Origin of the sequence: Microvirga lupini (assembly GCF_014191055.1) — a bacterium.
Lineage (GTDB): Bacteria > Pseudomonadota > Alphaproteobacteria > Rhizobiales > Beijerinckiaceae > Microvirga > Microvirga lupini_A.
This window is the reverse complement of record NZ_JACHWB010000001.1, coordinates 872,111-897,881: the sequence shown is the minus strand read 5'-3', so window position 1 is coordinate 897,881 and position 25,771 is coordinate 872,111. Positions and strand designations below refer to the sequence as shown.

Below are 25,771 nucleotides of genomic sequence, written 5' to 3'. Positions count from 1 at the left end.
AGGCAGCAGGTTTGATAGCCTACCTATCCATTCAGAGGGGATTAACCCCTCACGCAGAAGTGGGGCTACGATGTATCTGACATCCAATCTCGACTGGACAGCCAAGCTCAACATCGCTGCCGTCTGCGTGTCCTCTTCCTTCATCGTCGCTGTCGTAGCCGGTCTTTTCTGAGCGGACGCTTCGCAACTCCGGGCAACCCGCCTGACAATCTTCATGGTCTCTCCGCGCTGCCCTGACCGGCAGCCTTTTTTATGTCTCAGGGCACGGTGCCTCCGTGAGGCTCCACGACATGACGTTGATCTCCATCCGGCACTGAGCGAGCCGTGGCCCATCGACCGTCTTCAAGCACACCTTCTCTCCCGGGGCGAACATCTTGCCTTGCGCCCGGCAGTAGCAATCGAGCGGATTGTGATCGGGAGCTTGTGCCTGCTGGGGAAGCACTGGCCGTTCATGCGCATCCGCCGGAACCAAAATCAGCAGGCCGAGAACGAAGACAACGCTGCGCATGAGGCATCTCCGCGTGTCATGACACCGAAGATGGTCCTCCTCTCCTCAGGCAGCGTCAAGCAAGGAGATCAGCCCCACCGCTCTATCGCCCGATCATCGGCCTCCTTGGCCTCGACCCAGGCGCCGATTGTGCCGCCCTTGAGGTGCTCGCGCTTCCAGAACGGAGCCTGGGTCTTGAGATAATCCATCATGAACGATGCCGCCTCGAAGGCGGCCGTGCGATGGGCGCTGGCGGCCAGAACCAGCACGATTTCCTCGCCTGGAGAGATCCGTCCAAAACGGTGAATTACGGTAAGCCCCAGCACCGGCCAGCGGTTTTGCGCCTGCTCGGCGATCCGGTTGATCTCGACCTCGGCCATGCCGGGATAATGTTCGAGTTCGAGGGCTGCGAGCCGTCCGCCTTCATCCCGGCACAGGCCCGTGAAGGCAACCACCGCGCCGATATCCGCCCTTCCCACGGTCAGGGCAGCCGTCTCGGCGGCGACATCGAAGGGCTCGGCCTGAATGCGGATCATGCGTGCCATGGCGCGCCTGAGGCTAGCCTCCCGTCATCGGCGGGAAGAAGGCGATCTCCCGCGCGCCGGCAAGGGAAGCCTCGGGCTTGACATGGACGTGGTCGATGGCGGCACGGACGATGCCCTCGTTCTCGAAGGCGTATGCGTATTCCTCGCCTCGGCCCTTCAACCAGCGCACCAGATCGGCCACGGTCCCGATGCCCACCGGCACCTCGACCTCCTCGTCGGTCTTGCCGACCCGCTCACGAACCCATGCGAAGTAGACGAGCTTCATGGCTCTAGCCCTCGTCCATGAGATGATGGATGCCGTTCTTGAAGTAGTCCCAGCCGGTATAGATCGTCAGAACCGCCGCCACCCAGAGCAGGACGATGCCGATCAGGGTGTTGTTCGGCAGCACCGTCTCGCCGGCCGGCCCGGCGATCAGGAAGCCGAGTGACACCAGCTGCAGGGTGGTCTTCCATTTGGCCACCCGGCTCACGGGCACGCTGACCTTCAGCTCTGCCAGGAACTCGCGTAGGCCCGAGACCAGGATCTCGCGGCACAGGATCACGATGGCAGCCCAGAGCGCCCAGCCATGGATCGTGCCGTCGGCCACCAGCATCAAGAGGCAGGCGGCCACGAGCAGCTTGTCGGCGATGGGGTCGAGCATGCGCCCGAGCGCCGATTGCTGGGCGAAGGTGCGGGCCACGTAGCCGTCGAGGTAGTCGGTAATGGCCGCCACCGCGAAGACGACCAGCGCGGCCCAACGGGACCAGTGGTCCTCGGGCCAGAACAGCAGGCCGACCACGGCCGGCACCGCCGCCAGTCGGCCGTAGGTCAGCAGGTTGGCCAGGTTCAAGGCCTTCGAGCGGCCAAAGGAGGAAACAGACTTCATCACACCCGCAGGAAGCATGAGGACGGACAATCCGTCAATTGCACAGGGCTGGAATTGCGGCACAGCACCATGGCGCCACCCTCCTCGTTCACAGCGCCCTCACCCCCGCTCGTGGAAGAAGTCGTAGACGGCGCGGGCCGTGGCGGCGTTCACTCCGGGCGCTTTCATCAGATCCTCCAGGGCCGCCCGCTGGATCGCCTTGACGGTACCGAAATGATGCAGGAGCGCCCGTTTGCGGGTCGGCCCGATGCCAGGGATCTCGTCGAGGGGGTTCTTGACCAGCTCGCGCTTGCGCTTGGCCCGGTGTGCCCCGATGGCGAAACGATGCGCTTCGTCGCGCAGACGCTGCACGAAGTAAAGCGCCGGATCCCGCGGCGGCATCTTGAAGGGCGGCTGGCCCGGCTTGAAGAAGGTCTCGCGGCCCGCATCGCGATCGCGCCCCTTGGCGATGCCGATCAGGGCCACGTCGTCCTCGCTGACGCCGACCTCGGCAAGCGCCTGACGGGCCGCCTCGAGCTGGCCCTTGCCGCCATCGATGAGCACGAGATCGGGCCAGGCGGGAAATCCGTCATCTCCAGTCGCCGCGCCATCCCCATCTGCAGCACGCGGTTCCTCCTTCACCAGACGGGCAAAGCGGCGCTGCAGCATCTCGCGCATCATGCCGTAATCGTCGCCGGGCTTCAGTTCCTCCGACTTCATGTTGAACGTGCGGTAGTGCTGCTTCATGAAGCCGTTCGCTCCCGCCACCACCATGGCGCCGACGGCATTGGTGCCCATGATGTGCGAGTTGTCGTAGACTTCGACGCGACGCGGTATCCTTGACAGCCCGAAGGCTTGCCCAAGGGAGACCAACAGCTTCTGCTGTGAAGCCGTATCGGCAAGCCTTCGGCCGAGCGCCTCGCGGGCATTGCGAAGCACGTATTCGATGAGCTGACGCCGCTCGCCGCGCTGCGGCGCGTGGATTTCGACCTTCGTGTCGGTCTTGGTCGAGAGCGCGGCCGCCATGAGCTCCGCATCCTCGATCTCGTGCGAGAGCAGGATCAGGCGCGGCGCCGGCTTGTCGTCGTAGAACTGCGCGATGAAGGCGCCCAGGACCTCGTCCGCGCTCATGGACTTGTCGGCCTTCGGAAAATAGGCGCGGTTGCCCCAGTTCTGCCAGTTGCGGAAGAAGAACACCTCGACGCAGAACTGCCCAGCCTGCTCGTCGAGGGCGAACACATCCGCCTCTTCCACCGACTGGGTGTTGATGCCCTGCACGCCCTGGATGGCCGAGAGCGCAGCAAGACGATCGCGACAACGCGCGGCGCGCTCGAACTCGAGCTCTTCGGCAGCCTGCTGCATCTCCTCGGTGATGCGCTGCTTCACCGCATTCGACTTGCCAGAGAGAAACGCCCGCGCCTCGGCAACGAGTTCGGCATAGTCCTCACGCGGGATCTCGTTGGTACAGGGTCCGGAGCAGCGCTTGATTTGGTAAAGCAGGCAGGGCCGCGTGCGGTTCTCGTAATAGCTGTCGTTGCAGGAGCGCAGCAAAAAGGCGCGCTGGAGCGCGTTGATGGTGCGGTTCACCGCCCAGACGCTGGCGAAGGGGCCGTAATAATCGCCCTTGCGCTTTCGCGCGCCGCGATGCTTCACGATCTGCGGCGCCTCGTGATCTGCGGTGAGGAGGATGTAGGGCAGCGACTTGTCGTCCCGCAGCAGCACGTTGTAGCGGGGTTTGAGCTGCTTGATGAGGTTGGCCTCGAGCAGCAGCGCCTCGGTTTCCGTCGCCGTTGTGACGAATTCCATCGACGAGGTTTCGCCGATCATCCGGGCGATGCGGTTGGAGTGAGCCTGCCCGCGAGCATAGGAGCCAACGCGGTTCTTCAGGCTCTTCGCCTTGCCCACATAGAGCACATCGCCCCTCGCATCGAGCATGCGGTAGACGCCGGGCGCATTGGGCAGGGTCGTCCAGAAATGCCGGATCACCTCGGTGCCGCGCTGGACCGAGCCCGGATTGGCCTCGAGGTCGAACTCGACATCGGAGCCGCTCTCGACGGCAACGGATTCATCGTCCTCCTCATTGTCCAGAATATCCGGCGGGACGTCATTGGTGGTGTTGCGACTCATGGGGGAGATTTAAGGGCTCGGGAGTCGCAGGGGAAGGGCTTGAACCCTCCCCGGTTGCCGCCTTCCATGCAAAAACCCGGCGGAATAACCGCCGGGTTCTGGCACTGAAAGCAGGACTGCCGCTCAGATAAAGACGAAATCGTCGGCGGCGAGCTTCGTCCCAGGCTTGATCTTGAGGATCTCGATCGCCTTCTTGCCCCCGGAGCCATCACTGTCGAGCAGAACGACGCCCTTTTTCTTGTTGTACACGAGGTAGTCGTTCTTATCCTCAGCCTTATCGTCCAGCGTGAAGAACTTCTTGTTCAGCTTACCCTTTTTGAAGGCTTTGATCTTGAAGGATTTCAGGGCGGAAAGACTGAACTGAAGCGTATCGTCCTTCGAGCTGAAGTCCATGATCTGGTCGAACTGCCCCTTCTTCACGGCGCTGTCGAAGAGGAAGATGTCCTTGCCACTGCCACCGTAAAGCTTGTCCTTGCCCAGGCCACCGGCGAGGAGATCGTTGCCCTCGTTGCCATAGAGGATGTCGTTACCAGCCCCTCCATAGAGCTTGTCGTCGCCCGTCAGCCCGTAAAGCCTGTCGTTGCCGGCCCAACCATTGATGATGTTGGCGATCTCATTGCCAGTGAGCGTGTCGCTGCCCGACGTTCCGTCGAACACTTCCTTGAGCGGGGGAGGCACGACGTCCGGCTCCTGGGGGAAGACTTCGCCGGACGCCGTGATGGTAAGCGTGACCGGCCTGACATAGGAGAGGCCTCCGTCATCCGTCGTCTTGACCCAGAAGCTGTAAGCGCCCGGCGGGAGAGACCCCTTCCCAACCTTCAGGTTGATCTGATCGCCCTGAATGACGAAGAGGTCGCTGGTGGCCGGCGTCGTTCCAGACCGGTCGGTCACGAAGGAATAGGTGAAGTCGGATGGATCCTGGTCGCCCGCGTCCGGATCTGCTGTCGTCAAGGTGGCGATTCGCGTGCCGGCCGCGACGTTGTCCAGGACCTCTCCACCATCGATGCCTATGCCCTTCGGGTTCTCGTTCACGTCATTGACGGTGATCGTGAACTCCTGCGTATATGAGAGCCCGTCGTCATCTTCGACTTTGACTTCGATCCTGTAAGTTTTCGTCCCCTCGGCGTCGAGCACGCCGCGGGCCTTGAGGACCAGCTTCCCGTTTTCGATGGCGAACATGCCGCCGGCATCGTCAAGCAGCGAAAACGTCAACGTGTCGCCCGGATCCTCGTCGGTGGCCGAGAGCGTGCCGATTTTGGTACCGGGTTCGGAATTCTCGTCGATTGTGACACCCGACAGCTCGATGTCCGTCGGGGCGGTACCGAGCATCCTGAAGCGCTGGAAGAAGATTCCAACATCGTCCTGGTCTCCGATCGCTCGCCCATCGCCATCCCAAACGACAACCCATTCGCCGTTAGCGAGTTGAGTTGTGGTGGCACTCAGTGTCGTCGAGGATCCGGCCGCGCTGCTGATCGGGCTGCCTCGCTCACCGGTGGCACCATCGGCGTCATAGATTTGCTGGTAGACATAGGACTGGCCGTTGCCGTCCATCCCCAGCCAGGTGACGATCCATCCGCCACCGCCAAGAGCGGTCAGATCCGTGACGGTGCCGGTCACGCCAGGCACCGCAGGAACCACAATCTCGCTTCCGTTCTTAGATCCGTCCGCATTGTATAACTGCTGGACGATTTTACCGTCTTCGCTCCAGGCGACGACCCACATGTCGTCAGCAAGTCCTGTTACGCAGTGGAACAGCAGGCTGAAATCACCTGCCTTGACGACGGCTGGATCATCCTTTGCCGTGCCGTTGGCATTATAGACCTGCTGGATGATCCCCTGTTCCCCGGACATGTCCCCGAGCCAAGTGACGACCCATCCGCCTCCTGCCAGTATCGTGACATTCGGCACGCTGACACCGATAGCGCCGACGTTGCCGACTACGATTTCTTTGCCTGTATCCTCCGGTCCGTCATAAACTTTCTGTACGACGCGGGCAGTGGCAATATCAGTCCAGGTAACGATCCAGCCGCCCCCAGGTCGGGATGTCACGTCAGGCCGAATTTGGTTTCCGGCCGGCATAGAGTTGACGAGAATTTCCTGGTTGCCTATCGCTGTTCCGCTGCTGTCATAGATCCGCTGGAAGATACCGTTTGTATCTCCGGGACCGTTGCCCTGCCAAGTTACAACCCATCCCCCGCCTTCCAGAGCCGTTACGCTTGGGTTGGACTGATTGCTGGCAGTCGTAGCATTGACGCGAACTTCGCCTTCAACAAGCGGTGTCCCGTCACTTTTATAGATCCTCTGGAAAATGCCATTTGCATCATCAGGGCCATTCCCTGACCAAGTCACGACCCATCGTCCATCCGCGAGAACCGTTACGCTTGAGTTTTCTTGAAATCCGGTAGGTGTAATGTTGACGCGGATTTCGCTGCCGACCTTGACGGCATTGCTGACCATAGGAAAGCTCCAAATGGGTTCGAGGCGAGGACCGAGGCTTTAGCTTTCAAGCCTTCTACACGATTACGATGCAACGTTACTAATTTCCAGCAAGAAACTTTGTAACTTTAGTTAAAATAGCCGTGAGAGCGCTCGAGAAGACGGGAAGCCTGGACCAGCCGCTCCGATGCCTCTAAACGGCTAAGCTCCTGGGGATTTTTGGAGCCGGTCATGCGCCTGTCGATCGTCACATCAGCCGTCGTTGCGGCCTTGGTGGGCTTCGGCAGTACGATCGCGATCATCATCGCGGCCGCCCAGGCCGTGGGGGCCGATGCGGAGCAGACTTCCTCCTGGGTAGCCGCCCTGTGCCTTGCCATGGCGGCGAGCAGCGGATACCTGAGCGTCCGCTACCGGATGCCCGTGATTACGGCCTGGTCGACCCCTGGCGCGGCGCTCATTGCCGCCTCCGCCGGCATTTCCATCCATGCAGCCGTCGGCTCCTTCCTGCTGGCCGGTGCTCTCATCGTGCTTGCGGCTCTCATCAAGCCGTTCGGGCGTTCGATCGAACGCATCCCCACCTCCATCGCGGCCGCGATGCTGGCCGGTGTGCTCCTCCAGTTCGTCGTCGGGGTATTCCAGAGCGCTGAGGGCGCGCCCGGCCTCGTCCTGCCCCTGGTCGCCATCTTCCTCGTGGTGCGGCTCGTCAATCCGGCGCTGGCCGTGCTGGCGGTGCTGTTCGTGGGTCTCGGCATCGCCTTCGGCGGCGGGATGGCGCAGCCGCTGACATCGACCTTGAGCCTATCCTCCCTGATCTTCATCGCGCCTGTCTTCGAGCCTGCGGCGCTGATCGGGCTCGGCTTGCCCCTGTTCCTGGTCACCATGGCGTCCCAGAACCTGCCGGGCTTCGCCGTGCTGAAGGCCTCCGGCTACCAGCCCCCGTCCCGTCCGATCCTGGCCGTGACAGGGCTGGCTTCCCTGGTCACCGCCCTCTTCGGCGCCCATACGAGCAATCTCGCGGCCATTTCGGCGGCGATCTGCACCGGGCCCGACACCCATCCCGACCCTGCCAAGCGCTGGATGGTCGGTCCCTTCTACGCCTTGAGCTACCTGGTCTTTGCCGCCTTCAGCGCGGCGCTGATCGGCCTGATCGCCGCTCTGCCGCCGGAACTCATCAAGACCGTGGCAGGCTTGGCCCTCCTGGGCGCCTTCGCCGGGGCTCTGGGCTCTGCCCTCTCCGAAGGCTCCAAGGTTTTTCCGGCCGTGATCACCCTGGCGGTGACCGCATCGGGTCTCACCCTCTTCGGCATCGGCTCGGCCTTCTGGGGGCTAGTTGCGGGTCTTGCCACCCTAGGGCTCGATTCGCTCGCGACCCGGCTGCGTCGCCACGGCTGAACTGGACGGGCGCCTCCGTTAAGCTTAAGACTTCGTTACGAAGAATAAGAGCGGGGGCTTTCATGAGTGGGATGACGCTTGCACGGCTTGCCGCAATCGCGCTGACGGCGGCTCTGGGAGCCTGCCAAGGCACATTCAGCGCGTCGCCCGAGGGTATTCCCGTCGCCCTTGAGAGCATCGACGGGGCACCTGCCCCCATCCGATCCGCCTTGGCCGAGGAGCTCGCCACCGCGGCCACCGACCGCAAGGTCGATCTCGTCGGCGCCAGCGCCGAGGCCCGCTACCGGGTCCGCGGCTATCTCTCGACCGCCACCGAGGACGGCGAAACCAAGGTGTCCTACGTCTGGGACGTGTTCGATTCCCAGAAGCGCCGGGCTAAGCGTCTGGAGGGGTCGAGCCCCGCACCGGTTGCTTCCATCTCGTCCCTCGACAAGCAGGCTCTTGCCAAGCTGGCCCAGGCCAGCATGGGCGAGATCGCGGAGTTCCTGAGCGAGGCCAAATCCGAGACACCGGCAGCCGAAGCGCCGTTCCAGACGGCGGAGGCCCAGCCGACAGAGGCCTCCGACGAGGAGAACCAAGTTGCAATGCAATAACCGCATGGCAACAACCCGGCTTTGCGGTGCATCAAAGCCGCTCACGTGTATTGTGACGGTTTGATATCGCTGCTAAGACCCTTGCGCCCGGCCGCGCAGGGATCACGGCGTTGCGCAGCGGGCATTATCGGTCACACAAAGCCAAAGTTGCTTTCATGAAGCTCGTTGCGGGAAATTCCAATCGTCCGCTGGCGGAGGCCATCTCCGCCTATCTCAATGTTCCTCTGGCAAAAGCTCAGGTGAAGCGCTTCGCGGACATGGAAGTGTTCGTCGAGATCCAGGAGAATGTGCGCGGCGAGGACGTGTTCATCATCCAGTCGACCTCGTTTCCCACCAACGACCACCTCATGGAGCTTCTGATCATCACGGATGCGCTGCGCAGGGCCTCGGCCCGCCGCATCACGGCGGTGATCCCGTATTTCGGCTACGCCCGGCAGGATCGGAAGCCCGCCTCCCGGTCGCCGATCTCAGCCAAGCTCGTCGCCAACATGATCACTCATGCGGGCGTCGACCGCGTACTGACGCTGGATCTGCATGCCGGCCAGATCCAGGGCTTCTTCGACATTCCCACGGACAACCTCTTCGCCGCCCCTATCCTGGCGCGCGACATCAAGGAGCACCTTGATGGCGGCAACCGGATGGTGGTCTCGCCGGACGTGGGTGGCGTGGTGCGCGCCCGTGCCCTTGCCAAGCGCATCGATGCCCCACTCGCCATTGTCGACAAGCGCCGCGATCGCCCCGGCGAGTCCGAGGTGATGAACATCATCGGCGACGTCTCCGGCCGCTCCTGCATCCTGGTCGACGACATCGTCGATTCCGGCGGCACCCTGGTGAACGCCGCCGATGCACTCCTCGCCAACGGCGCCAAGGAGGTCTACGCCTACATCACCCATGGAGTTCTCTCCGGCGGAGCCGTGGCCCGCATCGCCAGCTCCCGCCTGAAGGCGCTCGTGATCACCGATTCCATCATGCCGACCGAGGCGGTGAAGGCGGCCCACAACATCCGCGTCATCTCCATCGCGTCTCTGATGGGCGAAGCCATCGGCCGCACGGCGACAGAAAGCTCGGTGTCGAGCCTGTTCGACTAAACGGGACTTTCTTGCATTCCCGGCGGTTCTTCTCTATAAGCCGCCTCGCGCCCGCTCGACACCCTTGGAGGCACGGGCGCTGACCTCATGGCCGCCGGTAGGTTTCAAGACCTTGGCGGCCATCGGTTTTTCAACCCATTTCAAAGGACCACGACCATGAGCGAAGTAAAGCAAATCAAGGCCGTGGCGCGCGACCGGGCCGGCAAGGGGGCCGCCCGGGCCGTTCGTCGCCAAGGCCAAGTTCCCGCCGTCATCTACGGAGCCGGCCAGCCGGCCCAGGCGATCGCCCTCGACTTCAACCAGACCAAGCAGCTGATCTTCGCTGGTCACTTCCTGACCACGATCTTCGAGATCGACGTGGACGGCCAGACGATCCGCGCCATTCCGCGCGACTACCAGCTCGACCCGGTCCGTGACTTCCCGATCCACATCGACTTCCTGCGCCTCGCGCAGGGCCAGGCGATCAAGGTCGTGGTTCCGGTGCACGTGGTCGGCCAGGAGAAGAGCCCGGGTCTGAAGCGCGGCGGCGCTCTCCAAATCGTCGAGCACTCGGTGGAACTGCTCGTTCCGTCCGACCAGATCCCCGACTACATCGAGGCATCGGTCGATGGTCTCGACATCGGCTCCTCGATCCACCTCAACGACATCAAGCTGCCGAACGGCGCCAAGGCGACCTCGGCCGAGAACGTGACCCTCGTCACCGTCGTGGCCCCGACCGGCCTGAAGGAAGAGGACGCGGCTCCGGCGGCTGCCGAAGGTACCCCCGCAGCCTAAAGGCTCTGATCGGGCGTTTACTGAGCCCATCGACAGGCTTTAACGCTCCGACCGCAAGGCCGGAGCGTTTTTACACCAATATGAGCCTAGGTGCTGGTGATGAAGCTCATCGGGAGCAAAAGGGAGCGAGAGATTGAGAGTCAGCTGCGACACTCACAATCCTGGCTCTTAGAGGCTCCTGAAACTGCGACTATCCGTTCGGTACTCCTTCGAGCCTTTAAGGGCGTCCAATCGGCTCTCTTACTCAACTGGACGCCTGACCAGAGTGAAGATCTTTATTCTATTCTAGTGAATGGCTCGAGCATCGCCTCTTTCGAGATTCCAAGAGAAATCAAGTTCGATCCACAACTCATAGAAGTCGAGCTTGAGCACCCTCTGGAATGGAAGAAGCACTTAAGAGGACAGGTGCAAAACCTTAAGTATCTCATCGCGATGCAAATTGCTGATGAAACCCTCGGGTCCGCGGCCCATGTGGCAGCTGAGATCGAGCCTCTCAAAAACGAATGGCTTAAATAGGATGCGCCTCTTCGTCGGCCTCGGCAATCCCGGATCCCGCTACGCCAGGAACCGTCACAATATCGGGTTCATGGCCGTGGACGAGATCGCGCGCGAGCACAATGCCGGCCCGTGGCGCAAGCGCTTCCACGCGGAGACCGCGGACGCGGTCATCGGCGGCGAGAAGGTGCTGCTGATCAAGCCGCAGACCTTCATGAACCTGTCGGGACAGGCCGTGGGAGAAGCGCAGAACTTCTTCAAGATCCCGCTGCACGACGTGACGGTCTTCTACGACGAACTCGACCTGCCGCCGGCCAAGCTGCGCGTGAAGATCGGTGGCGGCAATGCGGGCCATAACGGCCTGCGCTCGATCTCGGCCCATTGCGGCAACGATTACCGCCGCGTACGCCTCGGCATCGGCCACCCGGGCCACAAGGCCCTGGTGCAGAGCCATGTGCTGGGCGATTTCGGCAAGAGCGAAGAGGCCTGGGTCGATGACCTGTGCCGGATCATCGCGGACAGCGCCGCGCTCCTCGCCAAGGGCGAGGACGGCAGCTTTCAGAACAAGGTCCACCTCGCCATGGAGGCGAGAGGCTGGACGGACGTGAAGCGGCCCGGAGAAAAGGCCACATAACTTTTAAAAACAACGTCAGCGGCACGCGCTGGCTACGCAAAGGAGTGAGGCCATGGGCTTCAAAATGGGCATCGTCGGCCTGCCGAACGTGGGCAAGTCCACTCTCTTCAACGCCTTGACGCAGACCGCTGCGGCCCAGGCCGCCAACTACCCGTTCTGCACCATCGAGCCCAATGTGGGCGACGTGGCGGTGCCGGACGACCGGCTCGATCAACTGGCGGGAATCGCCGGCTCGGCGCAGATCATCCCGACCCGCCTCACCTTCGTGGACATTGCCGGCCTTGTGCGTGGCGCGTCCCGCGGCGAGGGCCTCGGCAACCAGTTCCTCGCCAATATCCGTGAGGTCGATGCCATCGCCCATGTGGTGCGCTGCTTCGAGGACACGGACATCACCCATGTCGAGGGCAAGATCGACCCGATTGCCGATATCGAGACCATTGAGACGGAGCTGATGCTGGCCGACCTCGACAGCCTCGAGAAGCGCGTCACTGCGCTCGAGAAGAAAGCCAAGGGCAACGACAAGGAGGCGAAGGAGACCCTCGACCTCATCAACCGCACCCTGCCCCTGTTGCGCGATGGCAAGCCTGCCCGCATGGTGGAGCGTAAAGTCGAAGAAGAGCGCCTGTTCCAGATGCTGGGCCTGCTCTCCTCCAAGCCGGTTCTCTATGTGTGCAACGTCGAGGAGGCCTCCGCCGACCAGGGCAACGCCTTCTCGGCCAAGGTTTTTGAACGAGCCAAGGAAGAGGGTGCCAAGGCCGTCGTCGTCTCGGCCAAGATCGAAAGCGAGATTGCCGTTCTGCCGCCCGACGAGCAGAAGGAGTATCTCGATGCGGTGGGTCTCACCGAGCCTGGCCTCAACCGGGTGATCCGCGCCGGCTACGATCTGCTTGGCCTCATCACCTATTTCACCGTCGGCCCGAAGGAGGCCCGCGCCTGGACGATCACCAAGGGCACCAAGGCTCCGGGCGCCGCCGGCGTGATCCATACGGATTTCGAGAAGGGCTTCATCCGTGCCGAGACCATTGCGTACACGGATTACACCTCCCTGAAGGGCGAGGCCGGCGCGCGTGATGCGGGCAAGCTGCGGCTTGAAGGCAAGGAATACGTCGTCCAGGACGGTGACGTCATGCACTTCCGGTTCAATACCTAGAATCTGTCGGAATCCTGAACGCAGGCTTTTTCGCCCGTTCAGGACCACAATGCGACAAAGCCTGCATGGAGGGTGGCTTCATGCAGGCTTTTTTCGAGAGTTTCTTGTCCCCCGGCCTCGGTAGCGCCGAATTCTTCGTCGGCGTGCTCGTGGCCTGCGGCTTTCTGATGATCGGCATCTCGTCCCTGCTGCCCAAGAGCGGCAACGACGAGCTTGAGTGGTGGGAGCGGTAGTTTAAGCCAGCCGCAACGCCTTCGGTCCGATCCCGAGGCCGATCTGCAGGCTTTCTGCAATGCGTCCAGCCCGATCCACGAAGAATGCCGCAACGTCCGGCTCAAAGATCTCACTCGCGGTCTGCTCGAACAGCGTCAGCCAGCGGGCGAACAGCTCCGGCGTGAGCTTCATGTTCATATGCGCCGCCTGTGGCTTGCCCTGGTAGCGCCCTGTCCGCAGCGCGATCGAGGACCAGAAATCCACCATCAGCGCCAGGTGCCGGCTCCAGCGGCCGGAGAGCGCCGTGTGAAAGAGCGGCCCGAGCTCCGGATCGCGGATCACCCGGTCGTAGAAGGTCTCCACGAGCTGACGGATCATCTCCTCCGTCACGCCCTCGGCAGGGCTGATGATCGGGATGCTGCGGCCTGTGGCTGATGGCGCCAAAGCGGATCTCCTCAAAACCAGAAAGGATGGAGCATCATGCCTCCATCCCGTTCGGCCATTCCTTGCGAAAGATCAAGCCGGACCGCTTATAACGGCCCGGCCTGAGGTTGATTAGTGATGGCTCCGGGTCTCAGGCTTGGCCTGAGGTCCATGCGGATATTCCTTGCTGTGGGAATGTGTCGTCAGTTCGATCTGCTGTTCGGCCTCATACCCGGCGCTGTAGAACACGCCATGCAATCCCCAATACCCGCTCACCAGCACCACGAGGGCAACCGCAAGACCAGCAGGCACCGAAGCCAGGCTGCCGAAGCGCGGCAATGTGTTCGGCATCTTCACGGCAACCGCCTTAGCCTCGCGGCACGGATCGGCAGCGACCAGGAAGAGAGCGGCCATGATCAGGGCATGGCCCACGAGATCGATGCGGCCGAACGGATAGACGGCGGTGAAGAAGATCGCCAGCAGGGCCACGGCCGAGAGACGGCGCACCAGCGGGGTCCAGAGCAGGCCGAAGCCCATGGTGAATTCGGCGACGCCCGCCATCGGGATGAACACATCACGCGGCATGCCGAAGGTCAGGAAGGGCTTCTCCTCAACAAGCGGAAGAACCAGTCGGGATAGGCGAATTTCTCGAGCGACGACCACATCAGCGCGATCGCGATGCCCCAGCGCAGGGCTAGGAACCGGCGGGCACGCCACTTCTCGTCACGGGAGGACGCCATCACCAGATAGGCCGCGACGGCAACGCCGAGCGCCAGATAATCGAGCAGATGGAACAGGTCGTATTCGCGCAGCGCCACCACCCAGAGGGTGATGATGCCGGCGGCGGCAATCGGCATGGTCCGGCGCGAGAACACGCACATGGCGATCAGCAGCTGAGCCCACGAGATGAGCTCGTAATCCGTCTTGAGGTCCGGCGTGAGATAGATGCCGCCAACGGCAAAGATCGCCACGAAGAAGCCGCCGATGGAGACGCGCATGAAGTCGTCCGCACGGCTCCAGAGCGGAGCGCTGACGCGGTCGAGCCCCGACTGGATGCCGCGGCCGACGAATGTGCGCTCGACGAAGAGCGTGGCCAGGAAGAAGGCCAGCACCAGGCCGATCCCGGTCCAGAACCATACATTGGTCAGGGTGGCGGAGATCGGCTGCGGGGCGGCATCGACGATGTAGGGGGCGAACCATTTCACATGCGCTTCGGCGGGCAGCGCCCAGAGGCCGGCGCCGAGGGCGGCAAGGCCGGCCGTGGCAGATACGCGAGACATGACATCCTCGTTGTTGGATTTATCTTTGGGACGGCCGAGGGTGTATCCCCATCGGGCCAAGGACAAAATTCAGAGAATGCCCCTAAGGATTTTCCCGTAATGGGTTCATAGGCTTGGCCATATCAGCCTCTCCCTAAGGATCGATCCTCAACCTTGAGCGTTGAGGTTTCGGATCCTCAATGAACGGCCATGAAGCTTCACCATCGACACGACTGGAATCTCTCCCCCTCCGAGGCCATCGCCCTGCAGCATGAGCTGCGCAGGGAGGTCGTCTCCGACCGGCCTATCGACCTCGACCGGGTCGAGCTCGTGGCCGGCGTCGATGTGAGCGTGAAGAACGAGCAGTCGCAGGCGGCCATCGTGGTGGTCACCTATCCGGGCTTCCTGCCGGTGGAAACGGTGCTGGCGCAGCGCCCCACCCCCTTCCCCTATGTGCCGGGCCTGCTCAGCTTTCGTGAAGGACCTGTGCTTGAAGAAGCGTTCGAGAAGCTGAAATCCGAGCCTGACGTGTTTCTCTTCGACGGCATGGGCATCGCCCATCCCCGCCGCATCGGCATCGCCAGCCATATGGGCCTGTGGGTGCAGCGCCCGACCATCGGCTGCGGCAAGACGCTCCTGTGCGGACGCTACAAGGATCTGGGTGAGGAGAAAGGCTCTGCTGCGCCGCTCATCGACCGCAAGGAGACCATCGGCGTGGCCTTGCGCACCCGCACGGCCAAGAACCCGATGTTCATCTCCCCCGGCCACCTCGCCGACATCCCGACAGCCGCCGAACTCGTCCTGCGCTGCTCGCCGAAATACCGCCTGCCGGAACCGATCCGCCTGGCGCACAACGCGGCGGGTCAGTTCTCGCCCTGATTGGTGCCAAATAGCACGGCCCGAATAAAAACCTGACGTTTCGTCAGGAATCCCCCCTGTTCAGAGAGTTGCCGCCCAAGGAGCCCTCCGCGACAGATTAGGCCAGGAACTCTTTCAATGCGGGGGCTTTCATCATGGCAGATTATCGCGGCACCATTGGGTCAGACAGGTACACCGGTACCGACAATGCAGAATTGATCTACGGCTATCCCGAAGCTGGAACTCCGCCTAGCAAGGTAATCGCTTCAGGCCTCTATCGCCCGCTCTATGCAACGGCACCGGAAGGTGACACAGGGCGCCTTTTCGTCGTGTCCCAAGGTGGCACGATCAAGATTCACGATCTGAATAACCCTGAGACGGCTCCTCAGACTTTCCTCGACATCAGCAACAGGGTCAACAACAACACAGAAGCGGGACTTCTCGGGTTCACCTTCCACCCTGACTTTGCCACCAACGGCAAATGCTACGTGAACTACACCACGCCCGACAATGATCAGGGAACCGGACGCAAGCAGGCGATTGTCGAGTATACGTTCAATCCAAACAATCTGAGCCAAGTGCCGACGGAAAAGACGATCATGCTGATCGACTACCCGCAGCAGAACACGCATCACCGCGCGGGCTGGCTCGATTTCGGACCGGATGGCATGCTCTACATCGCCACTGGCGAGGATACAGTCGCCTCTAATGCGCAGACAGTCGTCAATCAGAACGGCTCTATCAACCACCTCGGAAAGATGCTGCGCATTGATGTAAGCGGCGATGACTTCCCGGCGGATGCGAACCGAAGCTATCGTATCCCGGCGGACAATCCCACAGAATTCGACAAAATCACTGGCGAGCTGGCACAGCCATCTGAAATTTGGGCCGTTGGCCTGCGCAATCCCTGGCGCGCCTGCTTCGGTCCCGATGGCAAGCTCTACGTTGCAGACGTTGGTCAGAACACCTACGAGGAAATCAATATCGTCGAAGCTGGCAAGAATTACGGTTGGCGCGTCGCTCCCGTCGCCGACGGCCCTCAGAATACACCGGGCTATACAGATCCATATCATTATTATGGCCGCGACATCGGTGGATCGGTGACCGGCGGTTACTTCTACTCAGGCCAGGGTCCGCTGAATGGCAAGTACATCTTCGGCGACTTCAACAACGGCCACATCTTCGCCATGGATGTGAGCGGAGCCGAAGCTGAGGTTGAAGACATTACCAACCTGTTTCGGGATGCGAACGGCAATCCCATGCAGTTCGGGCACCTCTCGTCCTTCGGCCTCGATGGGCAGGGCAATCTCTACGCCATCAGCTACGCCGACAACACATGGGGCAACGATACTGGTCGTGTATTCCGCTTGAGCGACAATACTCCCGTTGAGGACGTGGGCGACGATCTGAATGGCGCCGGCGGCAACGACACCATCTATGGTGGCGGTGGGGACGACACAATTCACGGAGGAGATGATAATGATCATCTCTATGGCGATGCGGGTAACGATCATCTGTACGGCGATGACGGTGTTGATACGCTCGAAGGCGGTGCCGACAACGATACCTATTATGTCGACAATGGCGACAGCGTCGTTGAAGCGACTGGCAATGGTATCGATGAAATTCTCGTGAAACTTCAAGACAATGTCGTCCCAAACTTTGTATTGCAGGCCGGCCAGGAGGTAGAGCGGCTTCGTGCCGAGGATTATGCAAGCGAACGCGAACTCAATATCACGGGCAATGAGTTCGATCAGATGCTTGAAGGGAATGACGGCGATAACCGCATTGACGGTAAGGCTGGCGCCGACACGATGATCGGCAGCAACGGCGACGACACTTATGTCGTGGATGATGCCGATGACACCGTTATCGAGATTGAGAGCTCAGGGACCGATACGGTCGAATCCACGATCAACTACACTCTAGGCGCCGATCTGGAAAATCTGGTTCTTCGAGGCAATGCCATCAAAGGCACCGGGAACATTCTCTACAATGTCATCACTGGCAACGGTGTGGCGAACATTCTCGACGGCAAGGGCGGGCAAGACACTCTGATCGGTAGAGGTGGCAATGACACCTATTGGATCTCGGACGGCCGCGAAGAGATCGTTGAGACAGCTGGTGAGGGTACGGACACTGTCATCGTTAGGACGTCCGGATATATGCTAACTGGAGGAGCTGACGTCGAGATCCTAAAGGCGGACGAGGATAGCGAAGTCAGCGAGCTTATCGGAAACGAGGTAGGCAATACCCTCATCGGCAACAAGGGCGACAATTATCTCAACGGAGCGGGCGGTTCCGACACCGTTGTCTTCAAGGGCAAGCGTAGCGACTATACGATCGAGCGTGTTGCAACCGGTTTCCAGGTCAAAGACAACGTCGCCAACCGGGATGGAACGGATACCGTCGTCAACGTTGAGTTCTTCCAGTTTGCCGATCGCACAGTCAACCTGGAAGGATTGCTCAACACGCCCCCCAGCAGCCTGAAGCTGGATGCCAACGCGGTAATGGAGAACAGCAATGACGGGAAACCCATCGGCGACTTCTCTGTCGATGATAATTCCGGAGACAGGCACACGTTCACTCTCGTGAACAGCGCGGGCGGTCGGTTTTCCCTCGACTCGAATGGCAAGCTCAGCGTGGCTGACGGCGTCAGACTCGATTACGAGCAGGAAACCCAGCATACCATCGAGGTGATGGCCACCGACTCCTTTGGCGAGAGCATCACCAGCAGCTTCGTCATTTACGTTCAGGACGCTCCTGCCGAACAGGCGACCGGAAGCGCCGGTGCTGACGTGATGAAGGGCGGAAGCGGCAACGATTCCTTCAATGGCCTTGGCGGAAATGATCGCATCGAAGCAGACCTCGGCAACGATACGCTGATGGGCGGCTCCGAGAACGACACGCTCGATGCGGGCGGCGGCAACGACCGGGTGCTTGGCGAGATGGGCAACGACTCGCTCATCGGAGGACTTGGCAATGATCTGCTGGATGGAAGTCTCGGCAACGACCGCCTCGTCGGCGGCTTGGGCAAAGACACGATGACCGGCGGCACGGGTCGGGACGTGTTCGTCTTCGACGACCGGGAGACGGGCTCCTCCAAGAGCAAGGCCGATTACATCATCGACTTCTCCGGCCGCAGCGGCGACCGTCTCGACCTGCGGGCAGTGGACGCCAATACGAAGAAGAGTGGCGACCAGAACTTCAGCTTCATCGGGAAGAAGGCGTTCAGCAAGGCTGGCGAGGTGCGCTACGAGAAAACGAAGAGCGCGACCTACGTCTACCTCAACACTGACAACGACAAAGCCGCCGAGGCCGTGATCAAGCTGAAAGGTTCGATCGACCTCAGCAAGAGCTGGTTCGTTCTCTAGCCTTCGAGACACGGACGCATTCAAGGGGACGGGCATCGCCCGTCCCCTTTTTGCTTCTCAGGCCGTGCGAGCGACGGATCAGGGTTGCAGGCGCGGGTCTCCCAACGGCGCTTCCCTTGTGCTAGGGCAATTCTCGACAAGGGATTGCTTCATGCGCACGTTCGAAGATCTGCCGGTCGGCTTCTCTCAGGCCCTCGGCCCACTCCATGTGTCGAAGGACGATATCCTGGCCTTTGCGCGGGAATACGACGCCCAGCCCTTCCATGTGGACGAGGTTGCGGCCAAGGACTCCTTCATCGGCACTCTCATCGCCTCGGGCTGGCATAGCTGCAGCCTCAACATGCGCCTTGTGGCCGACGGGCTGCTGCTGGATTCGTCCGCCATGGGGGCGCCGGGGATCGAGGAGGTGAAATGGGTCCGGCCTGTGAGACCCGGCGACACCCTGCGTTCCCACGTGCAGGTCCTGGAGAGCCGCGTCTCCAAGAGCCGGCCCACGCTCGGCCTCGTGAAGCTCCACTTCGACATGGTCAACCAGGCCGACGAAACCGTGCTGACGCAGGCCAACTGGGTGATGTTCGCTACCCGCGATGCGGAGCCATTTGCCTCTGAGGGCAGCAAAGTTCTCACGGCAGTGGCAGGTTCGCTGCCTGGCGACCATCCACCACGTGAGATCCCGCCGATCTCGTCCAATCCCTACTTCGAGGATCTCGTGATCGGCGAGACCGATGAGCTGGGCTCCTATCCTTTCACGCCTGACGAGATCGTCCGCTTCGCCAAGCAATACGACCCGCAGCGCTTCCATGTGGATGCGGAGGCCGCCAAGAGCAGCCTGTTCGGGGCGCTCTGCGCCTCCGGCTGGCATACGGCAAGCGTGTGGATGAAGCACATGGTCGGCCATCGCGACCGAATCCGCGCCTATGCCCTCGCCCACGGCCAGCGGCCGGCCCGGCTCGGCCCCTCCCCGGGCTTCTCGAACCTCAAATGGCTGAAGCCCGTCTATGCGGGCGACACGATCACCTACCGCACCACCGTGACGGCCAAGCGCCCATCAGCGTCCCGCCCGGGATGGGGGCTGGTGTTCCACCACAATACCGGCACCAATCAGAACGGCGAGGAGGTCTTCGCCTTCGACGGCATGGTGTTCTGGGAACGGCGGGGGTGACCTGTTCTTTCCAGTGTCTTCCTCGAAGGCGAGGATGCCACTGTCGAACTAATGCCCCTCGAAGCTTACGAGGCTGCGCACCTCGACACCGAGGTCGCGCAGCTTGTTCGCGCCCCCGAGGTCCGGCAGGTCGATGATGAAGCAGGCGGCCACGATCCTGGCACCCATCTGGCGCAGGAGCTGGGTGGCGGCGACCGCCGTACCACCGGTGGCGATGAGATCGTCCACGAGGACCACGCGCTCGTCCTGACCGATGGCATCCGTGTGGATCTCCATCTCGTCGACGCCGTATTCCAGCGAATAGGCGATCCGCACGGTCTCGTGAGGCAGCTTGCCCTTCTTGCGGATCGGCACGAAACCCGCCGAGAGCTGGTGGGCCACCGCACCGCCGAGGATGAAGCCGCGCGCCTCGATGCCTGCCACCTTGTCGACTCGCCCGCCGGCAAAGGGGTGCACGAGCTCGTCCACGGAGCGCCGGAAGGCTCGGGCATCGCCCAGCAGGGTCGTGATGTCCCGGAAGACGATGCCCGGCTTCGGATAATCCGGGATCGAGCGGATCGCGGCCTTCAGGTCGGTGAGGAGACGCTGGTCCATGGGGTCAAGCCTGCCTGGGTGGTTTATGAGAATGGATCCGTGACGGCTGTGCGCGCAAGGCGCCGACGATCACGCTTTTGAGGGGTTTAGCACCCGGCCGGCCACCGCATCCAACTTTTTCAGAACCTCCGGATCGCGCGCCGAGGGTGCCGTCATGATGGCGCCGTCGAGCGCCCTGTCGGATCCTGCGGGGCACGGCTCGTGCTCGGCGGGGAAATCACGGGCCACACGGGCGACGAGACGAGCGACCTTGGCGGCGTTCTGCTGCGCCACGGCCACGACCGAGGCCACGTCCACATGGTCGTGCTCCGGGTGCCAGCAATCGTAGTCGGTCACCATGGCGATGGTCGCATAGGTGATCTCGGCCTCGCGGGCGAGCTTGGCCTCCGGCATCGCCGTCATGCCGATCACGTCGTAGCCTTGCCGCTTGTAGGTCATCGACTCGGCAAAGGTAGAGAATTGCGGCCCTTCGATGCACACCAGCGTGCCGCCGAGCGCAAACGGGATGTGCTCGGCCACGGCCGCATCGGCGATGCGCTGGCGCAGCAGGGGACCGACTGGATGGGCCATGGGCACATGGGCGACGTAGCCCTGGCCGAAGAACGAGGTCTCCCGCTTGTGGGTGCGGTCCACATACTGGTCCACCAGCACGAAGAAGCCCGGGAAATACTCGTCCTTGAACGAGCCGACAGCGGAAACCGAGATCAGGTCGGTGACGCCGGCCCGCTTCATCACGTCGATATTGGCCCGGTAGTTGATGTCGGAGGGCGACAGGCGGTGGCCGCGTCCGTGGCGGGGCAGGAAGGCGATGGTGGTCTCGCCGATACGGCCGATGCGCAGCACGTCCGACGGCTCGCCCCAGGGAGACGTGATGCGCTCCTCGCGCATGTCCTCAAGCCCCGGCAGGTCATAAACCCCCGATCCGCCGATGATGCCTAGAACCGCCTTCGTCATTTCGCCCTCGCCTGCTGAGCCCATTGGTCTCCTCCATAGACGAGTGCAGGCTTCTCCCCAAGCCTCACCTCAACGGGATCGCGGCAATCTCGTCCGTTGCGAGGCAAGGGAACAGCGTCTCCCGAACGAGCCTGATCCGCTTTACTGGTGCCGCTATGGAAACCGGCAGGCTCTCAACGCGATCGACGACAGTTCTTGGAAGGGAGGCGCTTGTCCGGTAACGGGCCAGGGTCGTGTGGATCAGATCGTAGATGATCGGTTTGTGTCCCGGCGGTGGGGGAATATCGCTGACGATTCTGCTGCGAATGGCATCGATCAGGCCTGTTGCCTCGGTCGCGGTCGCGATGATGGCCGTGTCGGTGACCTTGAGGCGGAAGAAGCGCAATTCCAAGGTTTGGTGCCCCGTGCAAAGCTCCTGCAGGAGGCTGTGGCTTTGTCGGGCGATGCCCTGCCAGTAGGTATCCTTGTCGAAGGAGCCCTTTACCGGAACTAGCGGATAGATGGTGACATGCAGCCCGTGCTGAGGGCCGACATGCAACGGCTCAGGCCAGAGCTCGGCAATCGCCCGCTGCACGGCCTCGAAGGCTTGGCGGGTGTCTGGCTCGAGACTGGGCTGAACATGGTAGGCGAGGCAGGGCTTTTCCCAGATATCGTCGGCGATCGTCTGCAGCATGGCTGCCGACATAGGGCTGCCGTCACACGCTGTCACCTGAAAAGAAAAAGGCCCCTTGCGGGGCCTTGATCTCGATCCTTACGGATTGTGCGTCATCGGAGGCGTGGCGTGGCCTTCGACCTCGCCGCCCACCCGGGCCCAGATCTTCTTCTTGGTGAAGTAGAGCAGGCCTGCGAGCACGATCAGGAACAGGATGACCTGGAAGCCGAGGCGCTTGCGGGCTTCAAGGTGCGGCTCCGCCGTCCAGGTGAGGAACGCCGTCACGTCGCGGGCATACTGGTCGACCGTCTCCGGAGCCTGAGGCTGGCCGGCCTCGTTCTTCGGATACTCGACCTGACCGTCGCTGAGCGGCTTCGGCATCGCGATCACGTGGCCCGGGTAATACTCATTGTAGTGACCGCCCTCAGGCACCGTGAAGCCCTGCGGAGCCTCGTGGTAGCCGTTGAGCAGCGCCACAAGGTAATCCGCGCCGTTCTCGGAATACTGACGGAAGACGTCCGTGATCCACCAGGGGAAACCGCGCTCGTAGGTGCGGGCCTTGGCCATCAGGGACAGGTCCGGCGGAGCCTTGCCGCCGTTGGCGGAAGCCGCCGCGTTCTCGTTCGGGAACGGCGACGGGAAGCGGTCGGCCGGGCGGCCGGCACGCTCGAACATGTCGCCGGCCTCGTTCGGGCCGTCCTGGATCTTGTACTCGGCTGCAAGGGCGCGGACCTGAGCCTCGGAGAATTCCGGGCCGCCCGGCTGCGAGAGGTTGCGGAACGCGACGTAGTTCAGGCTGTGGCAGGAGGCGCAGACCTCCCGGTAGACCTTGAAGCCGCGCTGGACCTGAGCCCGGTCGAAGGTGCCGAACGGCCCCTGGAAGCTCCACTTGAGCTGCGGCGGGACCGGGGTCTCGCCGGCAGCGAAGGCCGGAGCGGAGAGGCCGAGCACGGCCGCAGCGATGAGAAGGGTACGCTTCATCATGATCTTTTCCTCAACGCTCCGGTTCAGCCCTTGGACTGCGGTTCGGCATTGGCGCCGGCCGGCATGCCAGCCCCGCCCTTCTGCACGCCCATGACGGATTCGAGGATCGAATTCGGCAGCGGCAGCGGACGCTCGACGAAGCCGAGCACCGGAAGGACGATCAGGAAGTGGGCGAAGTAGTAGACCGTGCAGATCTGGGAGGCGATCACGTACCAGCCTTCGGCCGGACGGGAGCCGAGCCAGCCGAGCACGAGGCAGACGCCCACGAAGACCCAGAAGAACTGCTTGTAGAGCGGACGATAGGCGGTGGAGCGCACCTTCGAGGTATCGAGCCAGGGCATGAAGCACCAGATCACGATGGCCGCGCCCATAGCGATGACGCCGCCGAGCTTGTCGGGAATGGCGCGCAGAATCGCGTAGAACGGCAGGAAGTACCATTCCGGCACGATATGTGCGGGTGTCACGGCCGGGTTCGCCGGGATGTAGTTGTCCGCATGGCCGAGATAGTTCGGCATGTAGAAAACCCAGTAGGCGAAGAAAATCAGGAACACGACGACGGCGAAGATGTCCTTGATCGTGGCATAGGGGGTGAACGGAACCGCGTCCTTGCCCGACTTGATCGGGATACCGGTCGGGTTGTTCTGGCCCGGCACGTGAAGCGCCCAGATGTGCAGGGCGACGACGCCGGCGATCATGAAGGGCAGCAGGTAGTGCAGGGAGAAGAAGCGGTTGAGCGTCGGGTTGCCCACCGAATAGCCGCCCCAGAGGTAGCTCACGATGGTCTCGCCGACGAGCGGGATCGCCGAGAACAGGTTGGTGATCACGGTAGCGCCCCAGAAGCTCATCTGGCCCCAGGGAAGCACGTAGCCCATGAAGGCGGTGGCCATCATCAGCAGGAAGATGATCACGCCGAGGATGTAGAGAACCTCACGAGGCGCCTTGTAGGAGCCGTAGTAGAAGTTCCGGAAGATATGGATGTAGACGGCGACGAAGAACATCGATGCGCCGTTGGCGTGCAGGTAGCGGATCAGCCAGCCGTATTGCACGTCGCGCATGATGTGCTCGACGGACTGGAAGGCCATGCCGGCGTTCGGCGTGTAGTACATGGCCAGGAACACGCCGGTCACGATCTGCGCGACGAGCATGAAGGCCAGGATGGCGCCGAAGGTCCAGAAATAGGTCAGGTTCCGCGGCACCGGGAAGGCGATGAAGGAGGAGTGGATGAGACCCGCGATCGGCAGGCGGCTCTCGAACCACTGACCGAAGGCGCTCTTGGGAACGTAAGTTGTGGAATGCTGGCTCATGTGTATCGCCTGATCGTCGCTTAGGTTACGCCGTGGCTTCTTGGCCGATGATGACCTTCGTGTCGGACGCGAAGGCATAGGGCGGGATCGGCAGATTGATCGGCGCCGGACCGCCGCGGACGCGGCCCGAGGTGTCGAACACCGAGCCGTGGCAGGGGCAGAACCAGCCGTGATACTCGCCCTGCTGCCCCAGCGGGACGCAGCCAAGATGAGTGCAGTTGCCGTAGACAACGAGCCACTGGGCCTTGCCGTCCTTCACGCGGGCCGAGTCGGGCTGAGGGTCGCGGAGGGAGGCGACGTTCACATCCTCGGCGGCCTTGATCTCTTCCGGCGTGCGGTGCCGGATGAAGATCAGCTTGCCGCGCCAGAACACCTTGACGATCTGGCCTTCGGCGATCGGAGCCAAGTCGACTTCGACGGGGGCGCCGGCAGCCACCGTCGCCGCGTCGGGCGCCAGGGACTGGACAAACGGCCATACCAGGGTGGCTCCGCCGATCGCGGCGGCTGCGCCTGTGGCGATGTAGAGGAAATCGCGCCGTGTCGGCTCAGCGACATGAGTGGTGGTCTCGGCCACTTGGCTCTCCAGCATTGGTCAAAAAACGAGAACCGCGTATCGGCAATGCCTTGGTAACCCTGGCATTCGGCTCACGCGTCCCGATATGGAACACGACAATACGCGCGCAATGCGACTGGGAGTCGCCGCGCGGTGGCTCTTTGGCACGGTCAAGCCCGCCTGTCCATAGCCGGATTGGAGTTGTTCCAGCCTGTGCCTCAAAATGCCGCCGACCCGGGAGCCGCGAGGCGCTTCCTCAGGCGCCTCCTTGGACGCTCCCTTGACGGCGGGGCACATTGCCACGATGACGAAGCCATGCCCCGTCTTGCCATCTACCAGCCGGACATCCCGCAGAACACCGGCACCATGCTGCGCCTGGCAGCCTGCCTCGGCGTGCCGGTGGAGATCATCGAACCTGCGGCCTTCGACGTCTCCGACCGGAACCTGCGCCGCTCCGGAATGGACTACATCCAGCACGTCACGATCACCCGTCACATCTCCTGGCGCGCCTTCGAGGCATGGCGGCAGGAGGCCGGGGGACGTCTCGTCCTTGCCACCACCAAGGGGGCGATCCCCTATGCGGATTTCACGTACAGGCCCGACGACGTCGTCCTGGTCGGCCGGGAATCCGCCGGCGTGCCGGAGGAGGTTCATGCCGCGGCCGATGCACGGATCCTGATCCCCATGCAGCCCGGGATGCGCTCCCTCAACGTGGCCGTGACCGCCGCCATGATCCTGGGCGAGTCCTTGAGGCAGACCCGTTCGTTTCCTCAGCCGGACACGATCAACCCGTGAAAGTAAAACACCAACCCCATCCTGAGGAGCCGCGCAGCGGCGTCTCGAAGGAGGATCCAGTGCTCTCTGGATCCTCCTTC

27 protein-coding genes are annotated in these 25,771 nt (G+C 62.3%); 12 read left to right on the top strand and 15 right to left on the bottom strand.

The window, feature by feature from the left end; genetic code table 11:
* Positions 1-250 precede the first annotated feature (250 nt).
* The 6 genes from FHR70_RS04495 to FHR70_RS24475 form a co-directional block, all read right to left on the bottom strand.
* A complete protein-coding gene (locus tag FHR70_RS04495; protein WP_183447497.1) occupies positions 251-508 on the bottom strand; it encodes a hypothetical protein in 258 nt (85 codons plus the stop codon).
* A 68-nt stretch (positions 509-576) separates the two neighbouring features.
* Positions 577-1,032: a molybdenum cofactor biosynthesis protein MoaE gene (locus FHR70_RS04490; protein WP_183447495.1), complete on the bottom strand. Its 456-nt coding sequence runs from the start codon at positions 1,030-1,032 to the stop codon at positions 577-579.
* Between the two features lie 13 nt (positions 1,033-1,045).
* The gene (gene moaD / locus FHR70_RS04485) at positions 1,046-1,297 is read right to left on the bottom strand and encodes a molybdopterin converting factor subunit 1 (RefSeq protein WP_183447493.1); all 252 of its coding nucleotides are present in this window, start codon (positions 1,295-1,297) and stop codon (positions 1,046-1,048) included.
* Between the two features lie 4 nt (positions 1,298-1,301).
* Positions 1,302-1,898 carry a CDP-diacylglycerol--glycerol-3-phosphate 3-phosphatidyltransferase gene (gene pgsA, locus FHR70_RS04480; protein WP_183447491.1) on the bottom strand — a complete coding sequence of 199 codons (597 nt, stop codon included), beginning with the start codon at positions 1,896-1,898 and terminating at the stop codon, positions 1,302-1,304.
* Positions 1,899-1,997: 99 nt separating this feature from the next.
* Positions 1,998-4,004 (bottom strand): excinuclease ABC subunit UvrC, encoded by a 2,007-nt coding sequence (uvrC, locus tag FHR70_RS04475; RefSeq protein WP_183447489.1) that lies wholly within the window; start codon positions 4,002-4,004, stop codon positions 1,998-2,000.
* Positions 4,005-4,127: 123 nt separating this feature from the next.
* Complete coding sequence (locus FHR70_RS24475) at positions 4,128-6,053, bottom strand: cadherin domain-containing protein (RefSeq protein ID WP_183447487.1); 1,926 nt, start codon at positions 6,051-6,053, stop codon at positions 4,128-4,130.
* Between the two features lie 618 nt (positions 6,054-6,671).
* Between FHR70_RS24475 and FHR70_RS04465 the strand changes: the two genes are divergently transcribed.
* The 8 genes from FHR70_RS04465 (at position 6,672) to FHR70_RS04430 (ending at position 12,799) form a co-directional block, all read left to right on the top strand.
* Positions 6,672-7,832, top strand: a complete 1,161-nt coding sequence (locus FHR70_RS04465) for a benzoate/H(+) symporter BenE family transporter (protein ID WP_183447486.1) — start codon at positions 6,672-6,674, stop codon at positions 7,830-7,832.
* 62 nt (positions 7,833-7,894) lie between these two features.
* Entirely contained in the window at positions 7,895-8,425 is a 531-nt protein-coding gene (locus FHR70_RS04460; protein WP_183447484.1) for a hypothetical protein, read from the top strand.
* Positions 8,426-8,580: 155 nt separating this feature from the next.
* The gene (locus FHR70_RS04455; protein WP_183447482.1) at positions 8,581-9,513 is read left to right on the top strand and encodes a ribose-phosphate pyrophosphokinase; all 933 of its coding nucleotides are present in this window, start codon (positions 8,581-8,583) and stop codon (positions 9,511-9,513) included.
* A gap of 156 nt (positions 9,514-9,669) precedes the next feature.
* Positions 9,670-10,287 (top strand): 50S ribosomal protein L25/general stress protein Ctc, encoded by a 618-nt coding sequence (locus FHR70_RS04450; protein ID WP_183447480.1) that lies wholly within the window; start codon positions 9,670-9,672, stop codon positions 10,285-10,287.
* Between the two features lie 96 nt (positions 10,288-10,383).
* On the top strand, positions 10,384-10,803 hold the full coding sequence (locus FHR70_RS04445) for a hypothetical protein (protein WP_183447478.1): 420 nt from the start codon (positions 10,384-10,386) through the stop codon (positions 10,801-10,803).
* Position 10,804: 1 nt separating this feature from the next.
* Positions 10,805-11,416 (top strand): aminoacyl-tRNA hydrolase, encoded by a 612-nt coding sequence (pth, locus tag FHR70_RS04440; protein WP_183447476.1) that lies wholly within the window; start codon positions 10,805-10,807, stop codon positions 11,414-11,416.
* A 52-nt stretch (positions 11,417-11,468) separates the two neighbouring features.
* Complete coding sequence (ychF, locus tag FHR70_RS04435; protein WP_183447474.1) at positions 11,469-12,566, top strand: redox-regulated ATPase YchF; 1,098 nt, start codon at positions 11,469-11,471, stop codon at positions 12,564-12,566.
* A gap of 80 nt (positions 12,567-12,646) precedes the next feature.
* Entirely contained in the window at positions 12,647-12,799 is a 153-nt protein-coding gene (locus tag FHR70_RS04430; RefSeq protein ID WP_183447472.1) for a hypothetical protein, read from the top strand.
* 1 nt (position 12,800) lies between these two features.
* Here FHR70_RS04430 and FHR70_RS04425 read toward each other — a convergent pair whose 3' ends face one another.
* The 3 genes from FHR70_RS04425 to FHR70_RS23850 form a co-directional block, all read right to left on the bottom strand.
* On the bottom strand, positions 12,801-13,223 hold the full coding sequence (locus FHR70_RS04425; RefSeq protein WP_183447470.1) for a group III truncated hemoglobin: 423 nt from the start codon (positions 13,221-13,223) through the stop codon (positions 12,801-12,803).
* A 111-nt stretch (positions 13,224-13,334) separates the two neighbouring features.
* Positions 13,335-13,787, bottom strand: a complete 453-nt coding sequence (locus FHR70_RS23855) for a hypothetical protein (protein ID WP_246407791.1) — start codon at positions 13,785-13,787, stop codon at positions 13,335-13,337.
* Positions 13,788-13,795: 8 nt separating this feature from the next.
* Complete coding sequence (locus tag FHR70_RS23850; protein WP_246407790.1) at positions 13,796-14,482, bottom strand: hypothetical protein; 687 nt, start codon at positions 14,480-14,482, stop codon at positions 13,796-13,798.
* A gap of 189 nt (positions 14,483-14,671) precedes the next feature.
* Here FHR70_RS23850 and nfi point away from each other — a divergent pair, with 189 nt between their 5' ends.
* The 3 genes from nfi (at position 14,672) to FHR70_RS04405 (ending at position 19,855) form a co-directional block, all read left to right on the top strand.
* A complete protein-coding gene (gene nfi, locus FHR70_RS04415) occupies positions 14,672-15,340 on the top strand; it encodes a deoxyribonuclease V (protein ID WP_183447468.1) in 669 nt (222 codons plus the stop codon).
* Between the two features lie 134 nt (positions 15,341-15,474).
* A complete protein-coding gene (locus FHR70_RS24270; protein WP_183447466.1) occupies positions 15,475-18,693 on the top strand; it encodes a PQQ-dependent sugar dehydrogenase in 3,219 nt (1,072 codons plus the stop codon).
* 151 nt (positions 18,694-18,844) lie between these two features.
* A complete protein-coding gene (locus FHR70_RS04405; protein WP_183447464.1) occupies positions 18,845-19,855 on the top strand; it encodes a MaoC family dehydratase in 1,011 nt (336 codons plus the stop codon).
* Between the two features lie 48 nt (positions 19,856-19,903).
* On the opposite strand, the gene FHR70_RS04400 is transcribed toward FHR70_RS04405, so the two are convergent.
* The 6 genes from FHR70_RS04400 to petA form a co-directional block, all read right to left on the bottom strand.
* Positions 19,904-20,449, bottom strand: a complete 546-nt coding sequence (locus FHR70_RS04400; protein WP_183447462.1) for an adenine phosphoribosyltransferase — start codon at positions 20,447-20,449, stop codon at positions 19,904-19,906.
* Between the two features lie 69 nt (positions 20,450-20,518).
* Positions 20,519-21,403 (bottom strand): S-methyl-5'-thioadenosine phosphorylase, encoded by an 885-nt coding sequence (locus tag FHR70_RS04395; RefSeq protein ID WP_183448490.1) that lies wholly within the window; start codon positions 21,401-21,403, stop codon positions 20,519-20,521.
* Between the two features lie 64 nt (positions 21,404-21,467).
* Positions 21,468-22,088, bottom strand: coding sequence for a hypothetical protein (locus FHR70_RS04390; protein ID WP_183447460.1), 621 nt, complete (start codon positions 22,086-22,088; stop codon positions 21,468-21,470).
* A gap of 66 nt (positions 22,089-22,154) precedes the next feature.
* A complete protein-coding gene (locus FHR70_RS04385; protein WP_183447458.1) occupies positions 22,155-23,039 on the bottom strand; it encodes a cytochrome c1 in 885 nt (294 codons plus the stop codon).
* 23 nt (positions 23,040-23,062) lie between these two features.
* Positions 23,063-24,343, bottom strand: coding sequence for a cytochrome b (locus tag FHR70_RS04380; protein ID WP_183447456.1), 1,281 nt, complete (start codon positions 24,341-24,343; stop codon positions 23,063-23,065).
* 25 nt (positions 24,344-24,368) lie between these two features.
* Positions 24,369-24,932 carry a ubiquinol-cytochrome c reductase iron-sulfur subunit gene (petA, locus tag FHR70_RS04375; protein ID WP_183447455.1) on the bottom strand — a complete coding sequence of 188 codons (564 nt, stop codon included), beginning with the start codon at positions 24,930-24,932 and terminating at the stop codon, positions 24,369-24,371.
* Positions 24,933-25,211: 279 nt separating this feature from the next.
* Between petA and FHR70_RS04370 the strand changes: the two genes are divergently transcribed.
* Positions 25,212-25,691, top strand: a complete 480-nt coding sequence (locus tag FHR70_RS04370; protein ID WP_183447453.1) for a tRNA (cytidine(34)-2'-O)-methyltransferase — start codon at positions 25,212-25,214, stop codon at positions 25,689-25,691.
* The last annotated feature ends 80 nt before the right edge of the window (positions 25,692-25,771 follow it).

Excerpts from the sequence above, each read along its gene's own strand:
- FHR70_RS04495 (WP_183447497.1), bottom strand. The coding sequence starts at position 508 with ATGCGCAGCGTTGTCTTCGTTCTCGGCCTGCTGATTTTGGTTCCGGCG.
- FHR70_RS04490 (WP_183447495.1), bottom strand. The coding sequence starts at position 1,032 with ATGGCACGCATGATCCGCATTCAGGCCGAGCCCTTCGATGTCGCCGCC.
- moaD (WP_183447493.1), bottom strand. The coding sequence starts at position 1,297 with ATGAAGCTCGTCTACTTCGCATGGGTTCGTGAGCGGGTCGGCAAGACC.
- pgsA (WP_183447491.1), bottom strand. The coding sequence starts at position 1,898 with ATGAAGTCTGTTTCCTCCTTTGGCCGCTCGAAGGCCTTGAACCTGGCC.
- uvrC (WP_183447489.1), bottom strand. The coding sequence starts at position 4,004 with ATGAGTCGCAACACCACCAATGACGTCCCGCCGGATATTCTGGACAAT.
- FHR70_RS04465 (WP_183447486.1), top strand. The coding sequence starts at position 6,672 with ATGCGCCTGTCGATCGTCACATCAGCCGTCGTTGCGGCCTTGGTGGGC.
- FHR70_RS04460 (WP_183447484.1), top strand. The coding sequence starts at position 7,895 with ATGAGTGGGATGACGCTTGCACGGCTTGCCGCAATCGCGCTGACGGCG.
- FHR70_RS04455 (WP_183447482.1), top strand. The coding sequence starts at position 8,581 with ATGAAGCTCGTTGCGGGAAATTCCAATCGTCCGCTGGCGGAGGCCATC.
- FHR70_RS04450 (WP_183447480.1), top strand. The coding sequence starts at position 9,670 with ATGAGCGAAGTAAAGCAAATCAAGGCCGTGGCGCGCGACCGGGCCGGC.
- pth (WP_183447476.1), top strand. The coding sequence starts at position 10,805 with ATGCGCCTCTTCGTCGGCCTCGGCAATCCCGGATCCCGCTACGCCAGG.
- ychF (WP_183447474.1), top strand. The coding sequence starts at position 11,469 with ATGGGCTTCAAAATGGGCATCGTCGGCCTGCCGAACGTGGGCAAGTCC.
- FHR70_RS04430 (WP_183447472.1), top strand. The coding sequence starts at position 12,647 with ATGCAGGCTTTTTTCGAGAGTTTCTTGTCCCCCGGCCTCGGTAGCGCC.
- FHR70_RS23855 (WP_246407791.1), bottom strand. The coding sequence starts at position 13,787 with ATGCCGCGTGATGTGTTCATCCCGATGGCGGGCGTCGCCGAATTCACC.
- FHR70_RS23850 (WP_246407790.1), bottom strand. The coding sequence starts at position 14,482 with ATGTCTCGCGTATCTGCCACGGCCGGCCTTGCCGCCCTCGGCGCCGGC.
- nfi (WP_183447468.1), top strand. The coding sequence starts at position 14,672 with ATGAAGCTTCACCATCGACACGACTGGAATCTCTCCCCCTCCGAGGCC.
- FHR70_RS24270 (WP_183447466.1), top strand. The coding sequence starts at position 15,475 with ATGGCAGATTATCGCGGCACCATTGGGTCAGACAGGTACACCGGTACC.
- FHR70_RS04405 (WP_183447464.1), top strand. The coding sequence starts at position 18,845 with ATGCGCACGTTCGAAGATCTGCCGGTCGGCTTCTCTCAGGCCCTCGGC.
- FHR70_RS04400 (WP_183447462.1), bottom strand. The coding sequence starts at position 20,449 with ATGGACCAGCGTCTCCTCACCGACCTGAAGGCCGCGATCCGCTCGATC.
- FHR70_RS04395 (WP_183448490.1), bottom strand. The coding sequence starts at position 21,403 with ATGACGAAGGCGGTTCTAGGCATCATCGGCGGATCGGGGGTTTATGAC.
- FHR70_RS04390 (WP_183447460.1), bottom strand. The coding sequence starts at position 22,088 with ATGTCGGCAGCCATGCTGCAGACGATCGCCGACGATATCTGGGAAAAG.
- FHR70_RS04385 (WP_183447458.1), bottom strand. The coding sequence starts at position 23,039 with ATGATGAAGCGTACCCTTCTCATCGCTGCGGCCGTGCTCGGCCTCTCC.
- FHR70_RS04380 (WP_183447456.1), bottom strand. The coding sequence starts at position 24,343 with ATGAGCCAGCATTCCACAACTTACGTTCCCAAGAGCGCCTTCGGTCAG.
- petA (WP_183447455.1), bottom strand. The coding sequence starts at position 24,932 with ATGCTGGAGAGCCAAGTGGCCGAGACCACCACTCATGTCGCTGAGCCG.
- FHR70_RS04370 (WP_183447453.1), top strand. The coding sequence starts at position 25,212 with ATGCCCCGTCTTGCCATCTACCAGCCGGACATCCCGCAGAACACCGGC.